Here is a 20,268-nt window from a genome sequence, read left to right as displayed (position 1 = left end):
CTGATAGTCCCTGTGAAACCCCCGGCTTTCAACGTCATCCCCCGCGAACCACAACCTAAATGAGAAGCAGTGGCGGCCCGGGCGGGCCGCCTGAGCTGTCATGCACGCGCCTCTTTCAGCAACTGCTGAATCACCCTCTCCTGCTCTTCATAGTTGCCTTCACCAAACGCGGTGTAGCGCAGCTGTCCGTGTGCATCAAAGATGTAGTGCGCGGGCCAGTACTGATTACCAAAACGGTTCCAGATGCTGTAATTGTTATCCGCCACTACGGTGTAGGGCAGCTGCCAGCGCGTAATCGCGCGCTTCAGCGCCTTTTCATCGCGCTCCCACGGGTACTCCGGCGTGTGCACACCCACAACGACCAGCCCGTCACGTTGATACTTACTGGCCCAGTCGCGCACGTATGGCAGCGTATGCTGGCAATTAATGCAATCCCAGGTCCAGAAATCGACCAGTACCACTTTGCCCTTTAACGTGGCAGGCGTCACCGGTGCCCCGTTCAGCCACGCTGTGCCCCCCTCCAGCGACGGCAAGGCGCTGCTGGTTTGCGGCAGGCTAACCGGCTCCAGGCATACTTTGGGTGCCGGCGTGGTCAGCCACTGGCTCAGCTGCTGCTCCAGCTTCAGGGCAAAAGCGGGCGCTGCCTGCAGCTGGCTCTGTGAGCCGGTAACAATCACGCCCACCGAGGCGAGCATCAGCACGCCCGCCGCCTGACGCAGCCGCGCACTCATCGCCAGCCCCGGACGCAGTCGCGCCACCAGCGATCGTCCGGCGAAATAGAGCAGCGCCAGCATCAGCGCGGCACCGCTGCCATACGCCAGCAGCAACACGCCAACCGACAGGGGATGATCGCCCACGACGGCCAGGCTGAGGATCGCGCCCAGCACCGGTCCGGCACAGGGCGACCACAGCAGACCGGTTGCCAGGCCCGCCAGCAGCGCGGCGAGCACCCCGCTTCGCCGCTGGCTGGCATCGTTGAGGCGGTTACCCAGCGCGACAAACGGCCGGGTGACGCGTTGGGCGAAGCGCGTCGAGATTAACGTCAGTGCGGCTATCGCCAGGAACAGCAGCGCCAGGTCGCGACCAATGCTGGTGAACTGACTGACCCAGTGGCTGGTAAGCGATACCAGCAGCGCCACCAGCGTGAACATCAGGACCATGCCGCTCAGCAGCGCCAGCAGCTGTCCGCGACGGCCGCGTACGCTGGCAAATACAAAAGGAATAATCGGTAAGGTACAGGGGCTGAGCAGCGTCAGCATCCCGGCAAGAAAAGCGATAAGCAGTGTCATAAAGAACCTCATACGGTGGATAAACGTCTGCGCGTCCGGCAGTACGTCTATTACATCCACCGCATGTGTTCAGGCTGTGTCGGGGAAACGCCGTTTTGTCGGGTTATGTGTGTAGCGGGCAGGCAGATACATCAGGTTACATATCCTGCTGCTGCAGGATGATGCACGCTTCCAGCCCGCCAGCTGCCCGGTTACGCAACTGCAGGCTACCCGCCATCTGGCTCACCAGCTGGGTGGCGATCGCCAGGCCGAGCCCGGTCCCGCCGGTGTGGCGATTGCGCGAACTCTCCACGCGGTAGAAGGGCTCCAGCACCGCCTGTAACGCCTCCTCCGGGATGCCGGGCCCGTTATCACGCACCCGAATCTCCACGCTGTCACCCTGGGGTGAACAGAGTTCAACCTCCGCTTCGCCGCCAAACTTGAGCGCATTATCTATCAGGTTGGTCATGATGCGCCGGAGTGCCTGCGGCCGCATGGCGAAGGTGTCATGACCTGTGCACGGCACAAAGTTCACCGCTTTACCGACATCCTGATAGTCACAGACTACGCTATCCAGCAGCGCGTTGAGGCTGACGCTCTGGCGCTTCTCCTCCAGCACTTCCGATGAGCGTGCATAGGCGATGCCCTCGCGCACCAGACGGCTCATGTTATCGAGATCGCTCAGCAGTTTGTCGCGCAGCTCAGGCTGCTCCGCCATCTCCACCCGCAGCTTCATGCGCGTGATCGGGGTTTGCAGATCGTGGGAGATGGCCGCGAGGATTTGCGCACGCGCTTTGAGGTGATCCTGAATCCGCAGCTGCATCGCGTTAAACGCACGCGCCGCCTGCTGCACTTCATCCGGGCCGTTCTCTGCCATCAGCTGTGCGTGGCTGGCGGCCGGTTTGAGCGCATCCACCGCCTGGGTAAAGCGCACAAACGGTCGCACTACCTGCCGCACCGCCAGCCATGCGCAGCACAGCAGCAGCAGCAGCTGACCCATTAGTACCAGCGGCAGCCAGCGCGCAATCGCCGGCATGCGCGGCCAGAGATCGAGCGTGAGCGGCGCGCCGTCATGCAGCGTCAGATGCACCTGAATATGCTCCCGCGGCCCCGGAATCGCATGAATGCTCGTCTGATAGCGCCCGCCAAGCGCCTCCTGCAGTGAGCGTACCGCGTCGCGCGTGCGCCAGCTGGAGGGATACGGCCCCGCTTCGCCCGGCGACAGACTGTAGCGATAGTTGCCGCGCGCCAGCTTCGCCAGCCAGCCCGGACGCTCGTCCGCCGGCAGACGATCGAGGATTGCCACGCTGGTCGCCACATCGTACTCCAGGTTGCCCAGCATCACGCTTTTAGCGCTGCTCATGCGCTCAATCAGCAGGCTTGCCAGCGTGAGAGTATTTGCCAGCAGCAGCCCGCCCAACACGATAATCAGCAGGCGTGACAGCAGCGATCGCGGCCATAGCCTCATTGATGCGCCTCTTTGATCACCACCGTGCTCGCCAGTACGTAACCTTCGCTGCGTACCGTTTTGATGTAGGCCGGTTCACGGGCATCTTCGCGTAACCGCTGGCGCAGCCGGCTAACCAGCAGATCGATCGAGCGCTCAAACAGCTCCGCGTCGCGGCCCTGCGTCAGGTTGAGCAGCTGATCGCGATTCAGCACGCGCTGCGGATGGTCGAGAAACACGCGCAGCAGGCGGTACTCTGCGCCACTCAGCGCCACAATCACGCCGTCGCTGTCCAGCAGATGGCGCGCGGAGGTGTCCAGCTGCCACTCGCCAAAAGCAATGATGCGGCCGGCCCCGGTAATATGTAAATTCGGCGGCAGCGCCCGGGTACGGCGCAGGATCGCTTTGATGCGCGCCAGCAGCTCACGCGCCACAAAGGGTTTGATCAGGTAATCATCTGCCCCCATCTCCAGCCCGAGAATGCGATCGGTCTCTTCGCTGCGGGCAGTAAGCATCAGTACCGGCAGGTTCTGCCGGGGATCGCTGCGCAGCTGACGGCACAGCGTCAGGCCATCGTCACCCGGCATCATGATATCCAGCACCACCAGATCCACCAGGCTGCTGCTCAGCACGGCGCGCATCTCGCGGCCATTGGCCGCACCGGTGGCGCGGTAACCGGACTTAATCAGATAGTCGGTTATCAGTTCGCGGATATCCCGGTCATCATCCACCACCAGAATGTGATCAACGTGCTCCAAAACAGCCTCCTGTCAGCCGCTTATGCAAAAAAGACCGGCACGCGATGGCCGGTCCGGGTCGTGAATTACTCCGCTACAGTGCGGCCGCATCCTCAACGGCTTGCACAAACGCCTGCGGTGCTTCCGCTGGCGGATTGTGTCCGATATTGCCCGTGAAGGTGCGATGCTGGTACCTGGCGCTGAACCTGGTGCGGTACGTCTCCGGTGCCGGGTGCGGCGCCCCGTTATTATCCCCTTCGATGGTGATGGTGGGGACGCGAATTGTCGGTAACGTGGCTAATGTTTTCTCATAAGCGGCATATTTTTGCTCACCTTTTTCCAGGCCCAGGCGCCAGCGGTAGTTGCTGATAGTGATCGCCACCTGATCCGGATTATCCAGCGCTTTGGCGCTCTGGTTAAAGGTGGCATCGCTGAATTTCCAGCCGGGCGATGCCTGCTGCCAGATCAGTTTCGCAAAGTCGTGTGTATGGGCAGCATACCCCTGCTGACCGCGCTCAGTGGCGAAATAGAACTGATACCACCACTGCTGTTCCGCCTGTGGCGGCAGCGGTTTTTTACCCAGCTGCTGGCTACTGATCAGATAGCCGCTGACCGACACCAGCGATTTTACCCGTTCAGGCCATAGGGCCGCGACGATGTCCGCCGTGCGTGCGCCCCAGTCAAAGCCGCCCAGCACGGCCTGTTTGATATTGAGCGCATCCATCAGCGCCACGACGTCCGCTGCGATTGCCGAAGGCTGGCCGTTACGCGGCGTTTTATCCGACAGGAAACGCGTGCTGCCGAAGCCGCGCAGATACGGCACGATCACCCGATACCCTTTTGCCGCCAGCGCCGGTGCCACCTGAGCATAGCTCTGGATATCGTACGGCCAGCCGTGCAGCAAAATCACCGCCTGGCCGTCACGCGGACCGATGTCCACATAGCCTGTGTTCAGCACGCCCGCGTTGATCTGCTGCACGTGGCTGAAGTCAGCAGCGTAATCGTGTGAGGCCGGGGTGGCGGCAAACGCGGTGCCTGCCGCCGTGAGAACCAGCGTTGCCAACAGAGTCTGACGTAACAGTGTTTTCATAATTTATCTCCGGGTCATCAGTGCGGTGCAATCTGTACGGGCACGTTAAAGGTGATGGTTTTGCTGTCGATCGGTTTATGCGTAGGATCGGCAAGAATAATGGTGACCTTGTGCGGCCCGACAGGCAGACCGACCAGAATCACCGGCTCACCGCTGGTGTCCGCCCAGTGCCACGGGTTGTCATCCACGATGACGTGAATGTGGCCGATGCGCGGCGTGATTTTCAGCGCTTCCTGGCCAAACACTGGCTCGATGCGCAGGTTTTCTGCCCGGTACTGGATAAACACCGCGCCCTTGCGCAGCGGTCCGGCCAGCGGCGCATCGACAATTAATCGCGCAGGCGGCTGGGGATGATCCAGTGGCGCCACGGCTGCCGGGCCGAGCACGTCAGCAGCGCTCAGTCGCTCCGCCCAGGCACAGGTCGCAGAGGCGCCCATCAGTAACGTTGAAATAAACAGTCGGGTTAACATCGTGGTATCTCCATGCATTCGGTTGATGCGTACAGAAGACCACGGCGATGTATAGCGGATATGTACAGACTGGCGGGTTATGCAACGGCGTGTGTGCTGTGTGGCGGGAGATACAGTGTGATACAAATTGGTGTTTACCCCGCCCGGGGGAAAATCAAAGCAGGATTTTCACAGGCCCGGGGGCGGGAAAATTAATGAGATAAGTGGCCCTTCGTCGTGGAAATAATTCGTCCGCCTTAATCACGCAGGCGGCGAAATGATATGGCGCGCAAAGCGGCACGCGCGAGAGCTTCACTCGAATCAATTAACGTCATTTCCTGCCAGATCGCGCTGTGTTTTAACAAACTCAACTCTGTGCAAGCCAGAATAATGTGCGTAGCGCCCTGTTGCTTCCAGCTACTTACGGCGTCCGCTAACTGCCGCATTGAGAGTTCAGACACGCTTTTTGTCGCTTTTATCTCGTTAATGCAGCGTGTCACTAGCTGTTGGGTGGATGCAGCGACATTGACGATCTCGGCGTGCTGTTGCGTAAGCGCATCCTGATACAGCCTGCTCTGGTACAACATTTGAGAACCGAGCACAACGACCCGCTTGCCCTGAGGCGCAATATGCTCAAGTGTGGCATCAATAATATTAATAACCGGAATAGCTGCGTCCTTGCTCCAGCGCGACCAAAGGAGGTGAGCGGTATTACAAGGCACAACGGCAACCGTCGCACCCGCAGCAGCGAGTTCTGTGATAGTTGCGTGAATCCAGGGAGAAGGATCACGTTCACCCAGTTGCAAATGACGCCCGCGGCTGGGAATTTTACTATTATTATCAATAATAAGTCGCGGATATTGCCACTCTTTATCTGCCTGAACCAGGCCATACAGCTGCTGGCAAAAATCCAGTGTTGCCCAGGGGGCTACGCCTACGACGCCTAAAACACCTTCATCTGCCGGCCAGCTAACATCGTCATAGAGAGGTGAGATATTAACCATTTTTTTGCTCAAAGTGATAAAGGCGTAATCGGGTTTCAGGATACTTATTAAGCATATGACCTTCAGGGAACATATTTTCACTCCTGGTTAAGCTGAAACCATGCCGCGCAAATATAGCTTCGTATTGCTCAGCAGTTCGATATGTAGCCGAATACTCTGCTTGCAGATTCGCAGAGTAGCGGTTATTGATTTCGAATCTTTCACCGACCCCCGTACCATCACGCAATAATATAGTGCTTTCTGGTTTACTGTAAGCACGCAAATTACCTAACAATTTTTCAGTTTGCTCATCATTAAGGTAGATCATCAGGCCAGATATAAAAATGACATCGTACTGCTCTGAGCTACAATAATTCTCAGCAGATGAAAGAATGAAATCGACATTATTAATATTGCGTTTGCTGGCTTCAAGCTTACCCACTTCAATCATTGCAGCTGAAAACTCTACAGCGGTGATTTTTTTTGCGCCCTCATGCTGAAAGCGAAAAGCCCACTGCCCGACCCCGGCGCCGAGATCAAGTACCGTTTTCCCTGTCAGGTCAGGCAACCAGGCAAAAACTTTTTGCATCTCTGTGCGAATTTTAATATCGAGAAATTTTGGATCGTTTTCCAGATTTGCTAAACTTTCAAACGATAACTTATTGTAATTATCCGCTCGGCGATCCCAAAAATCCTTCACTTTTTTTGCATCTAACATTTCATTAAGCCTGATTTTAGCGATACGTCCAGCGTTCATTATCAGCAGAAAAATCGACATCACTTTTCGCGATATTCATAATGCGGCTATTGCAGAGGAAGTCATAATTAAAGCGTGTAAATTCATTTACCTCTCCGCCAGGAATAGGTAATAAACGTACACCGAGCGGTTTCGTTAACCGCACCGCGAGTGCAGCCGTATCAAGAATAATCGCGGCAATATCTTCAGGCAGTGTCGAACCTGGCACCGGGAGCATATCTAATCCACAACCACAAACAGTTGACCATGCATTAAGCGTATCAATGCTTAATGCACGACGATTATTGGTACTCGCCAGGGCATCATCTTCCAGTACTGAGAACATGACGCCATTAAAACCCGTTGCGCGAGCACCACTGATTGCGACTGCGCTTTTAATCGCATTCGTCAGAATACTGGTTATAAAGAGTGATCCCTGAACGCCACCAGGACGCGCACCAAGATTTTCAACTAACCTGCCAACAGAAATACTGCCATCCGGAAAAGGCGCCAGCGAGGCATCCAGACCGGCATACTCAAGCCCAGAATCAGACGCCAGCTCATGACCGAATGCATCAATTTCGCGTAAGCGTGCGCAGAGTCGAAGAATAAACTGGTCAGCAAAGTCCGCCAGCAGCATGTTGCCTTCCCGTACCTGCTCACTCAATTCCAAAGCAATATCGGTAGTTTCGAGGGCAAAACTAAACTTCAGTGTCTCACCTTCATGCCGGGAAAACGGAAAAAACGGGGCATTTGGCGGACAACGCAATGAGGCACCGAGGCGGAAATTATCAAAGCCATTATTACTGCGATGTGCTACCTGCAACATGAAACGGGCAACGTCATGGCTGGCTCGAATATTTATACCCTGCTCATCGGCTACCATCAGATTCAGAAACATACGCGGTTGCCTGAAGAGTAAAGCAAACGCGGCATCTAACCGTCCGCGGTAATTATCGCCATGCGTTAAGTCCAGCGGTAAGCAAAACCAACGAATATCAAGTCTTTCAGCCAACGCATTGATTGAATTTATTCGTGCTGGCAGGGTATAAATCTCATCTTCATCACGATCATTCAATGGTGGCAGAGTTAAACGTAAGGTTCGCAGTGGCCAACGACGAGACTGGAGTTTATCAATCACTAACGTGCGAAAGTGATGTAAACGTGACTCAGAATGCCCGTCGGAAATAGCGGAGTAAGGCAAGCCCAGCGTAATAGCTCGTATCATTAACCGTGATCCTCCTGCATCAGACGCCAGTAATCTGCCAGCGTATTAATTTCATTAAATGCATGCTCCCCCAGGTCGTGAGCGTAGAGTGCTGTCGTTTTCTGACACGGTAACGTTTGGGCGGCATACAAATTACCATACCGCAGGCATTGCTTATGCCACTGACTCAGGAGTGCCATATCACTGACTTTAAACAGACCCATAGCCTCAGGGTGCTCTGCGGCGCGTATCGGTCCCAGATACGTCTCCTCCACGATGCCCCGGCGATTAACGTCACAATGAATGGAGGTCAGCATGCGATTATGCCGCTGGTGAGTCAAAACGAGATTTCCCTCAGCGTGATCCATTTCATGGATAAGCTGAGGAGAAAAAAACATATCTCCCGAGACAACATACGTGGGGCTATTAATCTGATTCAGGGCCAATCCCAGACTCATTGCATTATTAGTCGTTGCCCAGTTGTCATTGATAACGTAATTCAGATCAGGGTAGGACTCCATAATCTGTAACGCACCAAAGCCAATCACTACGGTAATTCTTTTCCCATGAAAGGCATCAATAGCATAGTCGAGAATCGTTTTCCGCGTTTTGGGATGGCGAATTAAAACTTTATTTTTACCATCCAGTTGCAGGCTTCTGCCGGCGGCCAGAATGATGGCATTTTCAACCATGATAGCCTAACTCCTGCAGCGAAAATTGACATACCGGCATGGGTACAACGAAATCATGCTTTACCGTTTTATAAGGGTAGATGTCATTAATTAATGCACGCCTCGCCACTTCCTGCCAGTCAAATTGATGATTTTCGCGCAACGATCTTAATGGCACCGAGGCGTAATCAAATCGTACGACCGGCACTCTTTTTAGTCCCAGACTGAGCGCGACTTCCATACGGTGCTGGCCGTCCAGTACCAGATTATGGTGTAGATCAAGCGCCAGAGGTTTTACCCATACGCCTTCCTGAATAATTTTATTACGCAACCATTCAACGCGACGTGAACTGAATTTTTCAATATGACGCAATTTTTGTGGTTCAAAAAACTCTACATTCATTTTAGTGCCTCAAAATTTTCTAATAATAAATGATAATCCGCAACCGCCTGCCGGTAATCGACTTCTTCGTTGAAAGATCTTGCAAACAAATCCGTAATATCTACAGCACGGCAGGGTAAGCAAGAGCGGTGTACAATCCAGGGTGCCATGTAATATTGCTGAGTGCTTGTCTGTAAAAACGTCTGCCGCAGGCGTCGATCGTTTTCCACCTGTTCCGGAGAGACACTTAGCAAGCCGACCATTTTCATCCAGCCATCAAATGCGGAGTCGTAATCGGGCACATAGGCAATTTTCTTTATAGCAGGTTCAGCTTTACTGGCTTCGACAATACCGCCAGTAAGGCAAGCGTTGTAATAACCATGGGTGAGCCAAAAACTGTCACTGCCCATTTCAGCTTGCATTAACCGCGGCCATACACGTGGATCCAGCAGAACATCCGTTTCGATAATTGTATAGCCATATTCAGGATGATTAAGCGCGCTGACACCTTTTTCAACGGATAATATGTTGACATCATTTTTATAATTATCATTGTGCGCTAACTTAATATTAGCATCAGCATAATTATCTTTAATCCAGCGTTCTACAACTGATGACTGATGACCGGTAACCAGTACAATTTCACGCTCGCCGCATTTTAACAGCTCAGTCAGCAACGTATCCAGCACGGTGATTTCACCGACCGGCAGCAAGCATTTAGGATAATTCAGGGTCAGATGCCCCATTCTCGTTCCCTGACCAGCAACCAGTAATATTGCGGCGCGTTTAGAAGACATTGTGATGAACTCCAGCGGGCATAAGGGTTTTTTCAATGATTTTTACAATCTCACTGCCTGCGCCCTGCTCTGGCATATGAAGTTCATCACGTAAAACCTGCAGTCGCTTATCACGCATGGGATCCTTGCCTGAAACAAGATTATCAACGAAAGTTTTAATATCTGCGGATTCATTCGCAACGTCATAAGCGTCATAAATAAATTCAGCGCTACTGTTAATACCGAGGCAGTTTTTATGAGTCAGGAAAAGGATTGGCTTACGCGAAGGTAAATACTCCAGCAAAAACGATCCTGCATCTGCCATCAGCGCATCTGATTGTGAAAAGGCGTAGCGATAATCTGCAGAAAAATCCCACTCCACATGTGATTTGAGATGAGAGTATTCGCGCAGCATTTGCCAGTTGTGAGCAGTTTCGCTGTGTGTTCCGCGCTCTATACGAATATCCAGAAATTGTTTAAAAAGCGGATGTGGCCGAATAATCAAATTAACGTCATCACGTTTGATGATATCGAGCATTGCCTGTGTATATAAATTAAATGTAGACCACATCTTTTCATCATCAGGCATGACGAAATGCGGTGCCCATAATAGCGTTGGCTTGTCTTTATTAACTTTGCCATCCGCCTGGGCGCCAAAGCGTGATGGATAGTTATCAAGCTTTGGATGTCCGCTAACATAGACGTGTTGATTGCCATTTCCGCAATATTTAGCAAACTCATCTTTATGCCGCTGAGAGCGAACGAATACCCACCTGGCAACATTTTGACAGGGAAGATTGTACTGATAAACACGGTTTCTCTCGCCATCACCCATATCTAACCCATAAGGAATATAGGCGATAGAAATATTGCGTCGATTAAGCGTCAAACTTTGCAGTTCATTGGGACGTGCATCATCATAAGGATTTTGTAAAAAAACCACATGCGGCTTACGCGCCGTAATCTCATACTCGTGATACTCGGTATACCGGATACCCTTATCATTTAATAAATCACGCTGTGCAGTGTAATCCGGTGCTTTTGCGCCCCGACTGAAATAGGGCGCAAGGATAATCTGGCAATCAAAATGCGGTTTGGCCTGCATAGCGCGATATACCGACTCAAAGTTAGTCCAGCCGGGGGCCCACTGGAAAAAGATATCCACTTTTATCTTTTCTTCGCCAGGTTGATAGGCTGGCCACACTATTTCTTCTAATTTTTTAGCGAAATGCGCTCGATAATCAACAGGTTGGTTTTCGATATCACTTTTATCAGCGGCCTGATAGCCCGCATTGGGAAAGATACCCAACCAGCGGTCACGTTTTATCAAACTATTCCAGCGTACATCTAAAGCCCAGCACTGAGGAACGCCACCCGCCAGTAACCCCTGCAAGCTTTCTGCATAATTATCAATGAGAGTGGAGTAGTAATCACCGTTCACAATGTAAGCGCAAGCGCACCATGCATATTGCGGCTTAACCATAAAATCCACACTTTTTAACGGCACGACGTTATCATAGTGGGCAGCGAGCAGCGCGACATGCCAGTTTATCTGCTGTAAAGAGGAGAGAAATAGATCAATTCGCTGTTTGGTCTGAATATCATCATGGAAAACCATATCGTCTTCCAGAATCAATACATTTTTCCAGCCGTTTTGCTGAGCCATTTGCAGCACGAGAATATGTGATTTAATACAGCCGATATAGCCTGGCGCTTCTTCAATAGCCTCAAAACGGACAATCTTTTCACGTGGTACGCCAATTGCTTTTAATTGACGAGCGATACGCACCCTGCGATCCTTGCGTTTGTTCAGGTTGATGTATACAACCTTATCTATCGTCTGCCAGTTGACTGCCATCATCTCTACACCCATCGCACTAAGAAAGCTCTCATTTTCAGGACGGCGCAATAAAGACAATTCTTAAGGATATTAAAAAAATTTTTTAGGTTTACTGGCAAGGCGCACAGTTGTCGCATCACGTTCGAATTCACGAAAGCGCTGAGTTAGGTTGCCAGCGGAAAGGCAGCGGTCAGTCCGAAAATAGCCGTGCGGCTTGAGGCGGGGCCGGGTATGGCAGGCATAGGGTGCGATCTTTTTTTGCTGGCGCAATAACCCGATCACAAAACCCTGTGCCTGTCTTTTTGTGGGGATTCCTCAGCCCTACGGGCCACTGCTCTTCGCGAGCATTTTGCGGTAATTGTTCAGCCATTTGCCGCTGGTTAAACGCCACCAGAAACAGATACCGCGCATCGTCCAGTCGAGGAACATGCCGAGCCAGACGCCAATCACCCCCATGCCCAGCACGATGCCGAGCAGATAACCGGCCACCACGCGCGCGCCCCACATACTGAACATCGATACATACATGGTGTACCGTGCGTCGCGCGCGCCTTTTAGTCCGGCCGGCAGCACCCAGGAGGCGGTCCAGATAGGCATAAAGGCGGCATTTAGCCAGATCAGGTGTTTGGTTACCTCAATCACCTGCGGATCGCGGGTGTAGAATCGCGCCAGCGTGCCCGCCAGCGGCACGGTGATAAACGCCAGCGTACATAGCCCAATCATCGCCAGCCAGAATACGTGCTTGATCTGCCGCTCCGCCTGCATCACCTGATTTTTCCCTAAGCGCCTGCCGGTGATAATGGTCGACGCAGAACCCAGCGCGTTGCCCGGCAGGTTGATCAGGGTGGCGATGGAGAAGGCAATAAAATTACCGGCGATCTCATTGGTGCCCATGCCGGCGACAAAAATCTGCGTCAGCAGTTTGCCGCCGTTAAACAGCACCGATTCGATACTGGCCGGTACGCCAATCCCCAGCACTTCCATCAGGATGTTGCGATCCCAGCGGCGGAAATAGCTGGCCAGCGTGATTTTCAGCGCCGGACTGATGCCGCGATACAGCACGTAAATGGCCGCCGCCGCGCCGATATAGCGTGAAATGGTTAATCCCAGCCCGGCACCGACAAATCCCATCCCTTCCCAGCCAAGCGCACCGTAGATCAGCACGCTACTGATGATGATATTCAGGATATTCATGCCGCCGTTGATCAGCATCGGAATTTTAGTGTTGCCGGCACCGCGCAACGCGCCGCTGCCTATCAGCGCAATCGCCGCCGCCGGATAGCTCCACGCGGAGGTTTGCAGATAGCTGAGCGCCAGTTCTTTGACCTGCGGCTCGGCGTTACCGGCAATCACATCAACGATCAGATGCCCCCAGAACTCGATGGCGATGACCAGCACAAACGCCAGCACCGTCATCAATCCCAGCGACTGCCGCGTCGCCGCACGCGCACGCTTGCCGTTGCGTTTGGCCAGGCTGAACGCCACCACCACCGTGGTGCCGAGATCGATGGCGGCAAAAAAGGAGATGATCACCATGTTGAAGCTGTCGGCCAGCCCAACGCCCGCCATTGCCTCTTTGCCCAGCCAGCTCACCAGAAAAGTACTGAGAACCCCCATCAGCATCACGCACAGGTTCTCAATAAAGATGGGCACCGCCAGTGGGGTGATTTCACGCCACAACAGCGTGCGATAAGCACGGCGTTTGGGATACCACGCCGTGTTTCTGATCGCCCGCATTACTGCTACGCCAGGATTTTGCAAGGGAGTACCAAATCACTTTGGTTAAGAAGTAGAGTAATAATGATGATAGGCTGCTAACGATTATGCAAAGTGTTTCCCGTCACCATTTAATCATTATTACAAACTTTTTGCTGACTCCCCGCCCGCGCCGACGCTGCCACCCAGATAGGCGCTGCGCACCTCTTCGTTGTGCAACAGTTCGCTGCCGCTGCCGCTCAGACGAATTTCGCCATTAACCATCACATAACCGCGATCCGCCAGTTGCAGCGCGTGGCGCGCGTTCTGCTCCACCAGAAACAGCGTCATGCCCTGCTGCGTCAGCTCGCGCAGGATGCTGAAAATCTGCTTTACCACCAGCGGGGCCAGCCCGAGGCTGGGTTCATCCAGCAGCAGCAGACGCGGCCGGCTCATCAGCGCGCGGGCGATCGCCAGCATTTGCTGCTCGCCGCCGGAGAGCGTCATTGCCCGCTGTTTCCGCCGCTCCAGCAGGCGTGGAAACAGCGTATACATGCGTTCTTTATCCTGCTTCATGTAGCGCTCGCCGATGGCGATGGTGCCCATCAGCAGGTTTTCTTCCACCGTCATATCCGGAAAGATGCGCCGTCCTTCCGGCGCCTGAGCAATGCCGCTGGCGGCGATAAAATGGGTCGACCGCTGGCTGATGGGCTCACCGCGCAGACGGATTTCGCCGCTGGCAATGCGCGGCTGACCAAAAATTGACATCAGCAGCGTGGATTTTCCCGCACCGTTGGCTCCTATCAGCGCCACGGTTTCCCCTTCCGCCACGGTCAGCGACACCTGTTTCAGCGCCTGCACCGGGCCGTAAAACACATCCACCTGTTCAAACGCCAGCATTGCTTCAGCCATGCTCGCTCTCCTCTTCCGCGCCGAGATAAGCGGCGATCACCTTCGCATCGTGTCGAATCTGCTGCGGCGTTCCCTGGGCGATCACGTCACCGTGATCCAGCACCACGATGTGATCGGAAATGCGCATCACCATCGGCATATCGTGTTCAATCAACAGCACGCTGATGCGGTGATCGGCGCGCAGCTGATGCAGAATCTGGCTCAGCGCCTCGGTTTCGACCGGATTAAGCCCCGCTGCGGGCTCATCCAGGCAGATCAGCTCCGGCCGGGTGCACATGGCGCGCGCAATCTCCAGCCGGCGCTGCTGGCCGTAAGAGAGCGTACCGGCCAGCCGGTTGGCACTGCTGACCAGATCGACGCGCTCCAGCCAGTAAAAAGCGCGATCGAGCGCGCGACTCTCCGCTGCCCGATAGCCGCGGGTATTGAGAATGCCGGCCAGCAGCTGACGGTTGACCTGCATATGCTGCGCCACCAGCAGGTTCTCCACCACCGACATCTCGCGAAACAGGCGGATGTTCTGAAAGGTGCGCGCCAGACCGGCGCGGTTGACCAGATGTGCGCCGCCAAACATCTTGTACCAGATACGCGAGCCCAGCCGCGCCGGCCGCAGCCAGTCACCCGGCTGAATCCTCTGGCCCAGCACCTGAATCACATCGGTGCTGCGCTGATGGGCATTGAGCACGATGCGCCCGCCGCTGGCGCGATAAAATCCCGTCAGGCAGTTAAATACCGTGGTTTTGCCCGCGCCGTTGGGGCCAATCAGCGCGGTGACCGAGCCGCGCTCCACGCGCAGGCTGACATCATTCAGCGCTTTGATGCCGCCAAAGCGCATCATCAGGTTATCCACCTGCAGGATGGCATCACTCATGGCGTACTCCTTTTCTCAGCGGCACCCCGACGCGTGCGGTGCGCACCAGGCCGCGCGGACGCCAGATCATCATCAGCACCATCAACATGCCAAACAGCAGCACGCGGTACTCGGCAAAGCTGCGCAGCAGCTCGGGCGCCACCGTCAGCACAAACGCGGCCAGCACCACGCCGAGCGTCGAGCCCATCCCGCCCAGCACCACGATGGCCAGAATCAGCGCGGACTCAAAAAAGGTAAACGAGGTGGGATTAACGAACCCCTGATAGCTGGCGAAAAATACCCCGGCAATACCGGCGGTTGAGGCACCGAGCATGAAGGCCGACAGCTTCACCAGCACGTGATTCAGCCCCATAGCGCGACAGGCGATTTCATCTTCACGCAAAGCTTCCCACGCCCGGCCAATCGGCATGCGCGTCAGCCGGTGCTTGATAAACAGCACCAGCAGCACCACCAGCACCAGCACCACGTAGATAAAGATGAACTTCATGTTGGGGTTGTAATCGAGATGCAGAAACTGGTGGTACGGTATGCCGCCCTCTTTTGCCCGGCGGGCGAATTCAAGGCCGAGAAAGGTCGGTGACGGCACCGAGACGCCGTTCGGCCCCCCGGTGAACGACAACCAGTTATTCAGCACCAGCCGGATAATTTCACCGAAGCCGAGCGTGACGATAGCCAGATAGTCACCGTGCATGCGCAGCACCGGAAAGCCCAGCAGCGCACCGGCCAATGCCGCCAGCAGCGCAGCGATGGGGATCATGCTCCAGAAACCCAGCCCGAGATACTGATAGCCCAGCGCCAGCCCGTAGGCACCAATGGCGTAAAATGCCACATAGCCCAGATCGAGCAGCCCGGCGAGGCCGACCACGATATTGAGCCCGAGTCCCAGCAGCACATAGATCAGCCCGAGAATCGCCACCGTCAGCAGATACTTGCTGGAGAGAAACGGAAACGCCAGGGCCACAACCAGCAGCAGCGGTATTATCCAGCGCAGGCGCGAGCGGTACCCGGGTTCACGCACGTATACGCCGTCATCGTTGCCCTCAAACTTGCGCAGAAAACGGCGCCCCACGGCGGTATGCAGAAACAGCCCCAGCAGCAAACGTCCTGCCATCACCACCGCCACCAGCAGCGCCACGCGCAGCGGCGACAGCGTAAAACTGTAGCCGCTGAGCACCACGCCCACTACCGGGCCGAACACCACCAGCGCGACGGCACCGGCCAGCAGCGTGTCGAGCAGCACCTGACGGATGCCGCTTGTTTGCGTCATTGCATTCATTCTGGCTTCCTCACACTTTGGCGACCAGCGGCCGGCCCAGCAGTCCCTGCGGACGGAAGATTAAAATCACCACCAGCAGCGAAAACGAGAACACATCTTTGTAATCGGAGTTCACCAGCCCGGCGAACTGCGCTTCGGCCACGCCCAGCAGCAAACCGCCCAGCATCGCACCGGGCAGCGAACCGATGCCCCCCAGCACCGCCGCGGTGAAGGCTTTGATGCCGATAATGAAGCCGGCGTAGAAATCAAACGTGCCGTAGTTCATGGTAACCAGTACCCCGGCCAGCCCGGCCATCGCCGCGCCGATGACAAACACCAGCGAAATCACCCGGTCGGTATTGATACCGAGAATCGACGCCATGCGCCGATCCTGCTGGACCGCACGGCAGATACGGCCCAGTTTGGTGTACTGGATAATCCAGGTCAGCAGCGCCATCCCGCACAGCGCCGCCACCAGGATAAACACTTTGGTCCAGGTGATTTGCACCACGCCGCCGTCGATCTCCATACGCAGCACGCCACTGAGCAAGGTGGGAATGCCCTGCTGATTCGGTCCCTGACTAAGCTGCACATAGTTTTGCAGGATCAGCGACATGCCAATGGCAGAGATCAGCGGTGCCAGCCGGGTGGAATTGCGCAGCGGGCGATAGGCAATGCGCTCAATGGCCCAGCCGTAAGCGGCGGTGACCACGATGGTGAACAACAGCGTGCCAAAGATCAGCAGCGGAAAGGAGTGAATGCCAAAGTAGCTGAGCAGCGCCAGCCCGATCGCACACAGATAAGCAGAGATCATATACACCTCGCCGTGGGCGAAGTTGATCATGCCGATAATACCGTAAACCATGGTGTAGCCGATGGCGATCAGCCCGTAGACCGCGCCCAGCGTCAGGCCGTTAATCAGCTGCTGTATAAAAAAGGCGTCCATATTGTCTCTCGCAGGTGGAAGGCGTGCACAGGTCACGCTCAGATGCGAACGGCCCCGCTGCGCGCGGGGCCGCAAGGCGAATTACAGCTGGTGATATTTGCCTTTGTCATCCCACTGATAGACCACGTAATCCGAGACTTTCAGGTCGCCTTTTTCGTCCCATGCCTTCTTGCCCATCACGGTGTCAACGCTGTTGGCCTTCAGCCAGTCGCTGGCTTTGGCATTGTCTTTACCTGCCGCTTTGTAGGCGGCGGCCAGAGCCTGAATGGAGGCGTAGGCGTACAGCGTATACCCTTCCGGCTCAAAACCGCTGGCGCGGAATTTTTCAATCACCGCTTTGCCATCCGCGATGGTGCGCGGGTCATTGCCGAAGGTCATGTACACGCCTTTAGTGAACTGCGGACCGCCGGCGGCAGTCACCAGTTCTTCCGTCACGATGCAGTCGCCGGAGAAGAAAGCCGCATTAACGCCCTGCTCGCGCATCTGACGCACCAGCGGACCCGCCTCCGGATGACAGCCACCGAAATAGACCACATCCGGTTTCACCGCGCCGATTTTGGTGACCAGCGCGTTAAAGTCTTTTTCACCGCGCGACAGCCCTTCATACAGCACCTCTTTGACGCCGCGTTTCTCCAGCGCCGCTTTGGTGGCATCGGCCAGCCCCTGACCGTAGGTGTCTTTGTCGTGGATCACCGCCACTTTCTTCGCTTTCAGCGTATCGAGAATATAATTAGCGGCAATTGTCCCCTGCTGGTCATCACGCCCGCACATGCGGAACAGGGTTTTCATGCCGCGCTCGGTGATTTGTGGATTGGTTGAACCGGGCGTAATCGCCAGTACGCCCGCCTCGTCATACACCTCTGAGGCTGGCATGGTCGAGGATGAGCAGAAATGGCCCACCACCGCCATCACTTTGTCCTGATCCACCAGCCGGTTGGCAACGGCCACCGCCTGCTTGGGTTCGCAGGCGTCATCGCCCTGCACCAGCACAATTTTTTCACCGTTTATGCCGCCCGCAGCGTTAATGTCCGCCGCGGCCTGGCTGGCGCCCTTCCAGTATTGTGTACCGTACGTAGCATTCGGTCCGGTAAACGGACCGGCCACGCCAATCTTTATGTCAGCCTGCGCGTAGAACGCCATGCTTAAACAACCTGCCATCACCACCTTCAATGGGTGTTTTATGAATTTCAAAGACATGCTTTCAATCCTCAACGGGTCAGGAACGGAGCCATACCACGGCCTGGGAGAAATCAATCTGAAACACTTCGAGAGCAGTGTGGTCAGCGCGACCACGGTTGAAATTTAAGCAAAAAGCTCGCCAGAGAAGACAATCGGTGACAATTTTTTTGCAGCGGCATCGCAGCCGGGCGGAAAACGTGCGATGTGGCCTCCCTGCACCTGATAAACATAGCCAGCCTTTTGCCGCCTACCAGCACCGTGATGGTGCAGAATGCGGTCGATCACAGATTCTTCATCGTGATGAGAGGTTTATCCGCTATGCTCTGGTCAAATCGGTCCAAATTGCTGAAGGAGAATCTATGAATACGCAACGGAACGGATTGACCACCGAACAGGCGCTGGATCAACTGGAGCGTATGTATGACGACGCGGTTGAAGCGCTGCGCAACGCCATTCGCACATTCACTGCCAGCGGCACACTGCCGGACGCCGGGCTGCGCCAGCAGGGGCTTTTTGTCTATCCGGAGCTGCGCATCACCTGGCAGGGTGAAGGCCCGCAGCAAAATCGCACCCGCGCCTGGGGACGTTTTACCCACACCGGTCGCTACAGCACCACCATCACGCGCCCGGCGTTGCTGCGTCACTATCTCAGCGAACAGCTGCAGATGATCGAAAAAGAGTACGACGTGCTGATTGAGGTGGGCCCGTCACAGCAGGAAATCCCTTATCCCTATGTGATTGATGGCTCCGACCTGTCGCTGGACCGCTCCATGAGCGCCAGTATTGCGCGCCATTTTCCGACGACCGAACTGTCGCAGATCGGCGATGAAACCGCTGATGGCCTGTTCAACGCCGACGCGCTATTCCCGCTGTCGCATTTCGACGCGCTGCGCACCGATTTCTCCCTGGCGCGCCTGCGTCACTACACCGGCACCGCGGTAGAACACTTCCAGCCGTTTGTGCTGTTCACCAACTACACGCGCTACGTCGATGAGTTCGTGCGCTGGGCGATTGAGCAGGTGCAGGACCCCAGCACGCCTTACGACAGTCTCGCCTGCGCCGGCGATGTGGTGATCACGGCGGAAACGCAGGACCCAACGGCGATGATGTCGGATCTGGCGTGGAAGAAGCATCAGATGCCCGCCTGGCATTTAACCTCGCCCAATCGTCGCGGCATCACGCTGGTCAATATTGGCGTCGGTCCGTCGAACGCCAAAACCATCTGCGACCACCTCGCGGTGGTGCGCCCACATGCGTGGCTGATGATTGGTCACTGCGGTGGCCTGCGTGAAAGCCAGAGCATCGGCGATTACGTACTGGCACACGCCTATCTGCGTGACGACCACGTGCTGGACAGCGTATTACCACCGGATATCCCGATCCCGAGCATTGCGGAGGTGCAGCGTGCCCTGTACGACGCCACCAAAGCAGTCAGCGGTATGCCCGGCGAAGAGGTGAAGCAGCGCCTGCGCACCGGTACGGTTGTCACCACGGACGACCGCAACTGGGAGCTGCGCTACTCCGCATCTGCGTTACGCTTCAACCTGAGCCGCGCGGTGGCGGTGGATATGGAGAGCGCCACCATTGCCGCACAGGGCTATCGTTTCCGCGTGCCGTACGGCACCCTGCTGTGCGTCTCGGATAAACCGCTGCACGGTGAAATCAAGCTGCCCGGCCAGGCCAACCGTTTCTATGAGGGCGCGATCTCGGAACATCTGCAGATTGGCATCTGCGCCGTTGAGCTGCTGCGCGCCGAGGGTGACAAACTGCACTCCAGGAAACTACGCACCTTCAACGAACCGCCCTTCCGCTAAATCCGCTGTTCCG

Annotated in this window: 20 protein-coding genes; 1 reads left to right on the top strand and 19 read right to left on the bottom strand. The window is 55.5% G+C overall.

All coding sequences use genetic code 11. The features are described from left to right. Positions 1-98 precede the first annotated feature (98 nt). The 19 genes from C1N84_RS07540 to C1N84_RS07450 all read right to left on the bottom strand — a co-directional run bounded on the left by C1N84_RS07540 (position 99) and on the right by C1N84_RS07450 (position 18,726). Entirely contained in the window at positions 99-1,289 is a 1,191-nt protein-coding gene (locus C1N84_RS07540; RefSeq protein WP_264443028.1) for a cytochrome c biogenesis protein/redoxin, read from the bottom strand. Between the two features lie 136 nt (positions 1,290-1,425). After that, the gene (locus C1N84_RS07535; RefSeq protein WP_264443025.1) at positions 1,426-2,736 is read right to left on the bottom strand and encodes a sensor histidine kinase; all 1,311 of its coding nucleotides are present in this window, start codon (positions 2,734-2,736) and stop codon (positions 1,426-1,428) included. Further along, on the bottom strand, positions 2,733-3,473 hold the full coding sequence (locus C1N84_RS07530; protein ID WP_021509836.1) for a response regulator: 741 nt from the start codon (positions 3,471-3,473) through the stop codon (positions 2,733-2,735). Before C1N84_RS07530 ends, C1N84_RS07535 begins: the two co-directional genes overlap by 4 nt. 73 nt (positions 3,474-3,546) lie before the next feature. Next, positions 3,547-4,542, bottom strand: coding sequence for an alpha/beta fold hydrolase (locus C1N84_RS07525; RefSeq protein ID WP_136546305.1), 996 nt, complete (start codon positions 4,540-4,542; stop codon positions 3,547-3,549). A gap of 17 nt (positions 4,543-4,559) precedes the next feature. Beyond that, complete coding sequence (locus C1N84_RS07520) at positions 4,560-5,012, bottom strand: DUF6130 family protein (RefSeq protein WP_159377232.1); 453 nt, start codon at positions 5,010-5,012, stop codon at positions 4,560-4,562. A 236-nt stretch (positions 5,013-5,248) separates the two neighbouring features. Next, a complete protein-coding gene (locus C1N84_RS07515; RefSeq protein ID WP_264239954.1) occupies positions 5,249-5,995 on the bottom strand; it encodes an aspartate/glutamate racemase family protein in 747 nt (248 codons plus the stop codon). After that, positions 5,988-6,752 (bottom strand): class I SAM-dependent methyltransferase, encoded by a 765-nt coding sequence (locus C1N84_RS07510; protein ID WP_081035995.1) that lies wholly within the window; start codon positions 6,750-6,752, stop codon positions 5,988-5,990. The genes C1N84_RS07515 and C1N84_RS07510 overlap by 8 nt, the downstream gene beginning before the upstream one ends. Beyond that, positions 6,709-7,938 (bottom strand): DUF711 family protein, encoded by a 1,230-nt coding sequence (locus C1N84_RS07505; protein ID WP_136546311.1) that lies wholly within the window; start codon positions 7,936-7,938, stop codon positions 6,709-6,711. The genes C1N84_RS07510 and C1N84_RS07505 overlap by 44 nt, the downstream gene beginning before the upstream one ends. Continuing rightward, positions 7,938-8,609, bottom strand: coding sequence for an NTP transferase domain-containing protein (locus tag C1N84_RS07500; protein ID WP_021509830.1), 672 nt, complete (start codon positions 8,607-8,609; stop codon positions 7,938-7,940). The genes C1N84_RS07505 and C1N84_RS07500 overlap by 1 nt, the downstream gene beginning before the upstream one ends. Then, positions 8,602-8,991: a ParB N-terminal domain-containing protein gene (locus C1N84_RS07495; RefSeq protein WP_058757367.1), complete on the bottom strand. Its 390-nt coding sequence runs from the start codon at positions 8,989-8,991 to the stop codon at positions 8,602-8,604. The genes C1N84_RS07500 and C1N84_RS07495 overlap by 8 nt, the downstream gene beginning before the upstream one ends. Next, on the bottom strand, positions 8,988-9,767 hold the full coding sequence (locus C1N84_RS07490; RefSeq protein ID WP_264443013.1) for an NTP transferase domain-containing protein: 780 nt from the start codon (positions 9,765-9,767) through the stop codon (positions 8,988-8,990). The genes C1N84_RS07495 and C1N84_RS07490 overlap by 4 nt, the downstream gene beginning before the upstream one ends. After that, complete coding sequence (locus tag C1N84_RS07485; RefSeq protein ID WP_264443010.1) at positions 9,757-11,607, bottom strand: glycosyltransferase family 25 protein; 1,851 nt, start codon at positions 11,605-11,607, stop codon at positions 9,757-9,759. Before C1N84_RS07485 ends, C1N84_RS07490 begins: the two co-directional genes overlap by 11 nt. Before the next feature lie 300 nt (positions 11,608-11,907). After that, positions 11,908-13,323: an EmmdR/YeeO family multidrug/toxin efflux MATE transporter gene (locus tag C1N84_RS07480; protein ID WP_058771133.1), complete on the bottom strand. Its 1,416-nt coding sequence runs from the start codon at positions 13,321-13,323 to the stop codon at positions 11,908-11,910. 120 nt (positions 13,324-13,443) lie between these two features. Continuing rightward, on the bottom strand, positions 13,444-14,193 hold the full coding sequence (locus C1N84_RS07475; RefSeq protein ID WP_058757363.1) for an ABC transporter ATP-binding protein: 750 nt from the start codon (positions 14,191-14,193) through the stop codon (positions 13,444-13,446). Then, positions 14,186-15,061 carry an ABC transporter ATP-binding protein gene (locus tag C1N84_RS07470; protein ID WP_264443006.1) on the bottom strand — a complete coding sequence of 292 codons (876 nt, stop codon included), beginning with the start codon at positions 15,059-15,061 and terminating at the stop codon, positions 14,186-14,188. The genes C1N84_RS07475 and C1N84_RS07470 overlap by 8 nt, the downstream gene beginning before the upstream one ends. Then, positions 15,054-16,337, bottom strand: coding sequence for a high-affinity branched-chain amino acid ABC transporter permease LivM (livM, locus tag C1N84_RS07465; protein WP_088516815.1), 1,284 nt, complete (start codon positions 16,335-16,337; stop codon positions 15,054-15,056). The genes C1N84_RS07470 and livM overlap by 8 nt, the downstream gene beginning before the upstream one ends. A 10-nt stretch (positions 16,338-16,347) precedes the next feature. Further along, on the bottom strand, positions 16,348-17,262 hold the full coding sequence (locus C1N84_RS07460; RefSeq protein WP_021509822.1) for an ABC transporter permease subunit: 915 nt from the start codon (positions 17,260-17,262) through the stop codon (positions 16,348-16,350). Positions 17,263-17,343: 81 nt separating this feature from the next. Next, positions 17,344-18,402 carry a branched-chain amino acid ABC transporter substrate-binding protein gene (locus C1N84_RS07455; RefSeq protein WP_021509821.1) on the bottom strand — a complete coding sequence of 353 codons (1,059 nt, stop codon included), beginning with the start codon at positions 18,400-18,402 and terminating at the stop codon, positions 17,344-17,346. A 162-nt stretch (positions 18,403-18,564) separates the two neighbouring features. After that, on the bottom strand, positions 18,565-18,726 hold the full coding sequence (locus C1N84_RS07450) for a hypothetical protein (protein ID WP_155519940.1): 162 nt from the start codon (positions 18,724-18,726) through the stop codon (positions 18,565-18,567). Between the two features lie 74 nt (positions 18,727-18,800). On the opposite strand from C1N84_RS07450, the gene C1N84_RS07445 reads away from it, so the two are divergent. Next, on the top strand, positions 18,801-20,255 hold the full coding sequence (locus tag C1N84_RS07445; RefSeq protein ID WP_264442999.1) for an AMP nucleosidase: 1,455 nt from the start codon (positions 18,801-18,803) through the stop codon (positions 20,253-20,255). Positions 20,256-20,268 lie beyond the last annotated feature (13 nt).

This window comes from Pantoea sp. SGAir0418 (assembly GCF_043529865.1).
Note: the sequence above shows the minus strand (reverse complement) of the source record. Positions and strands in the feature narration are given on the sequence as shown.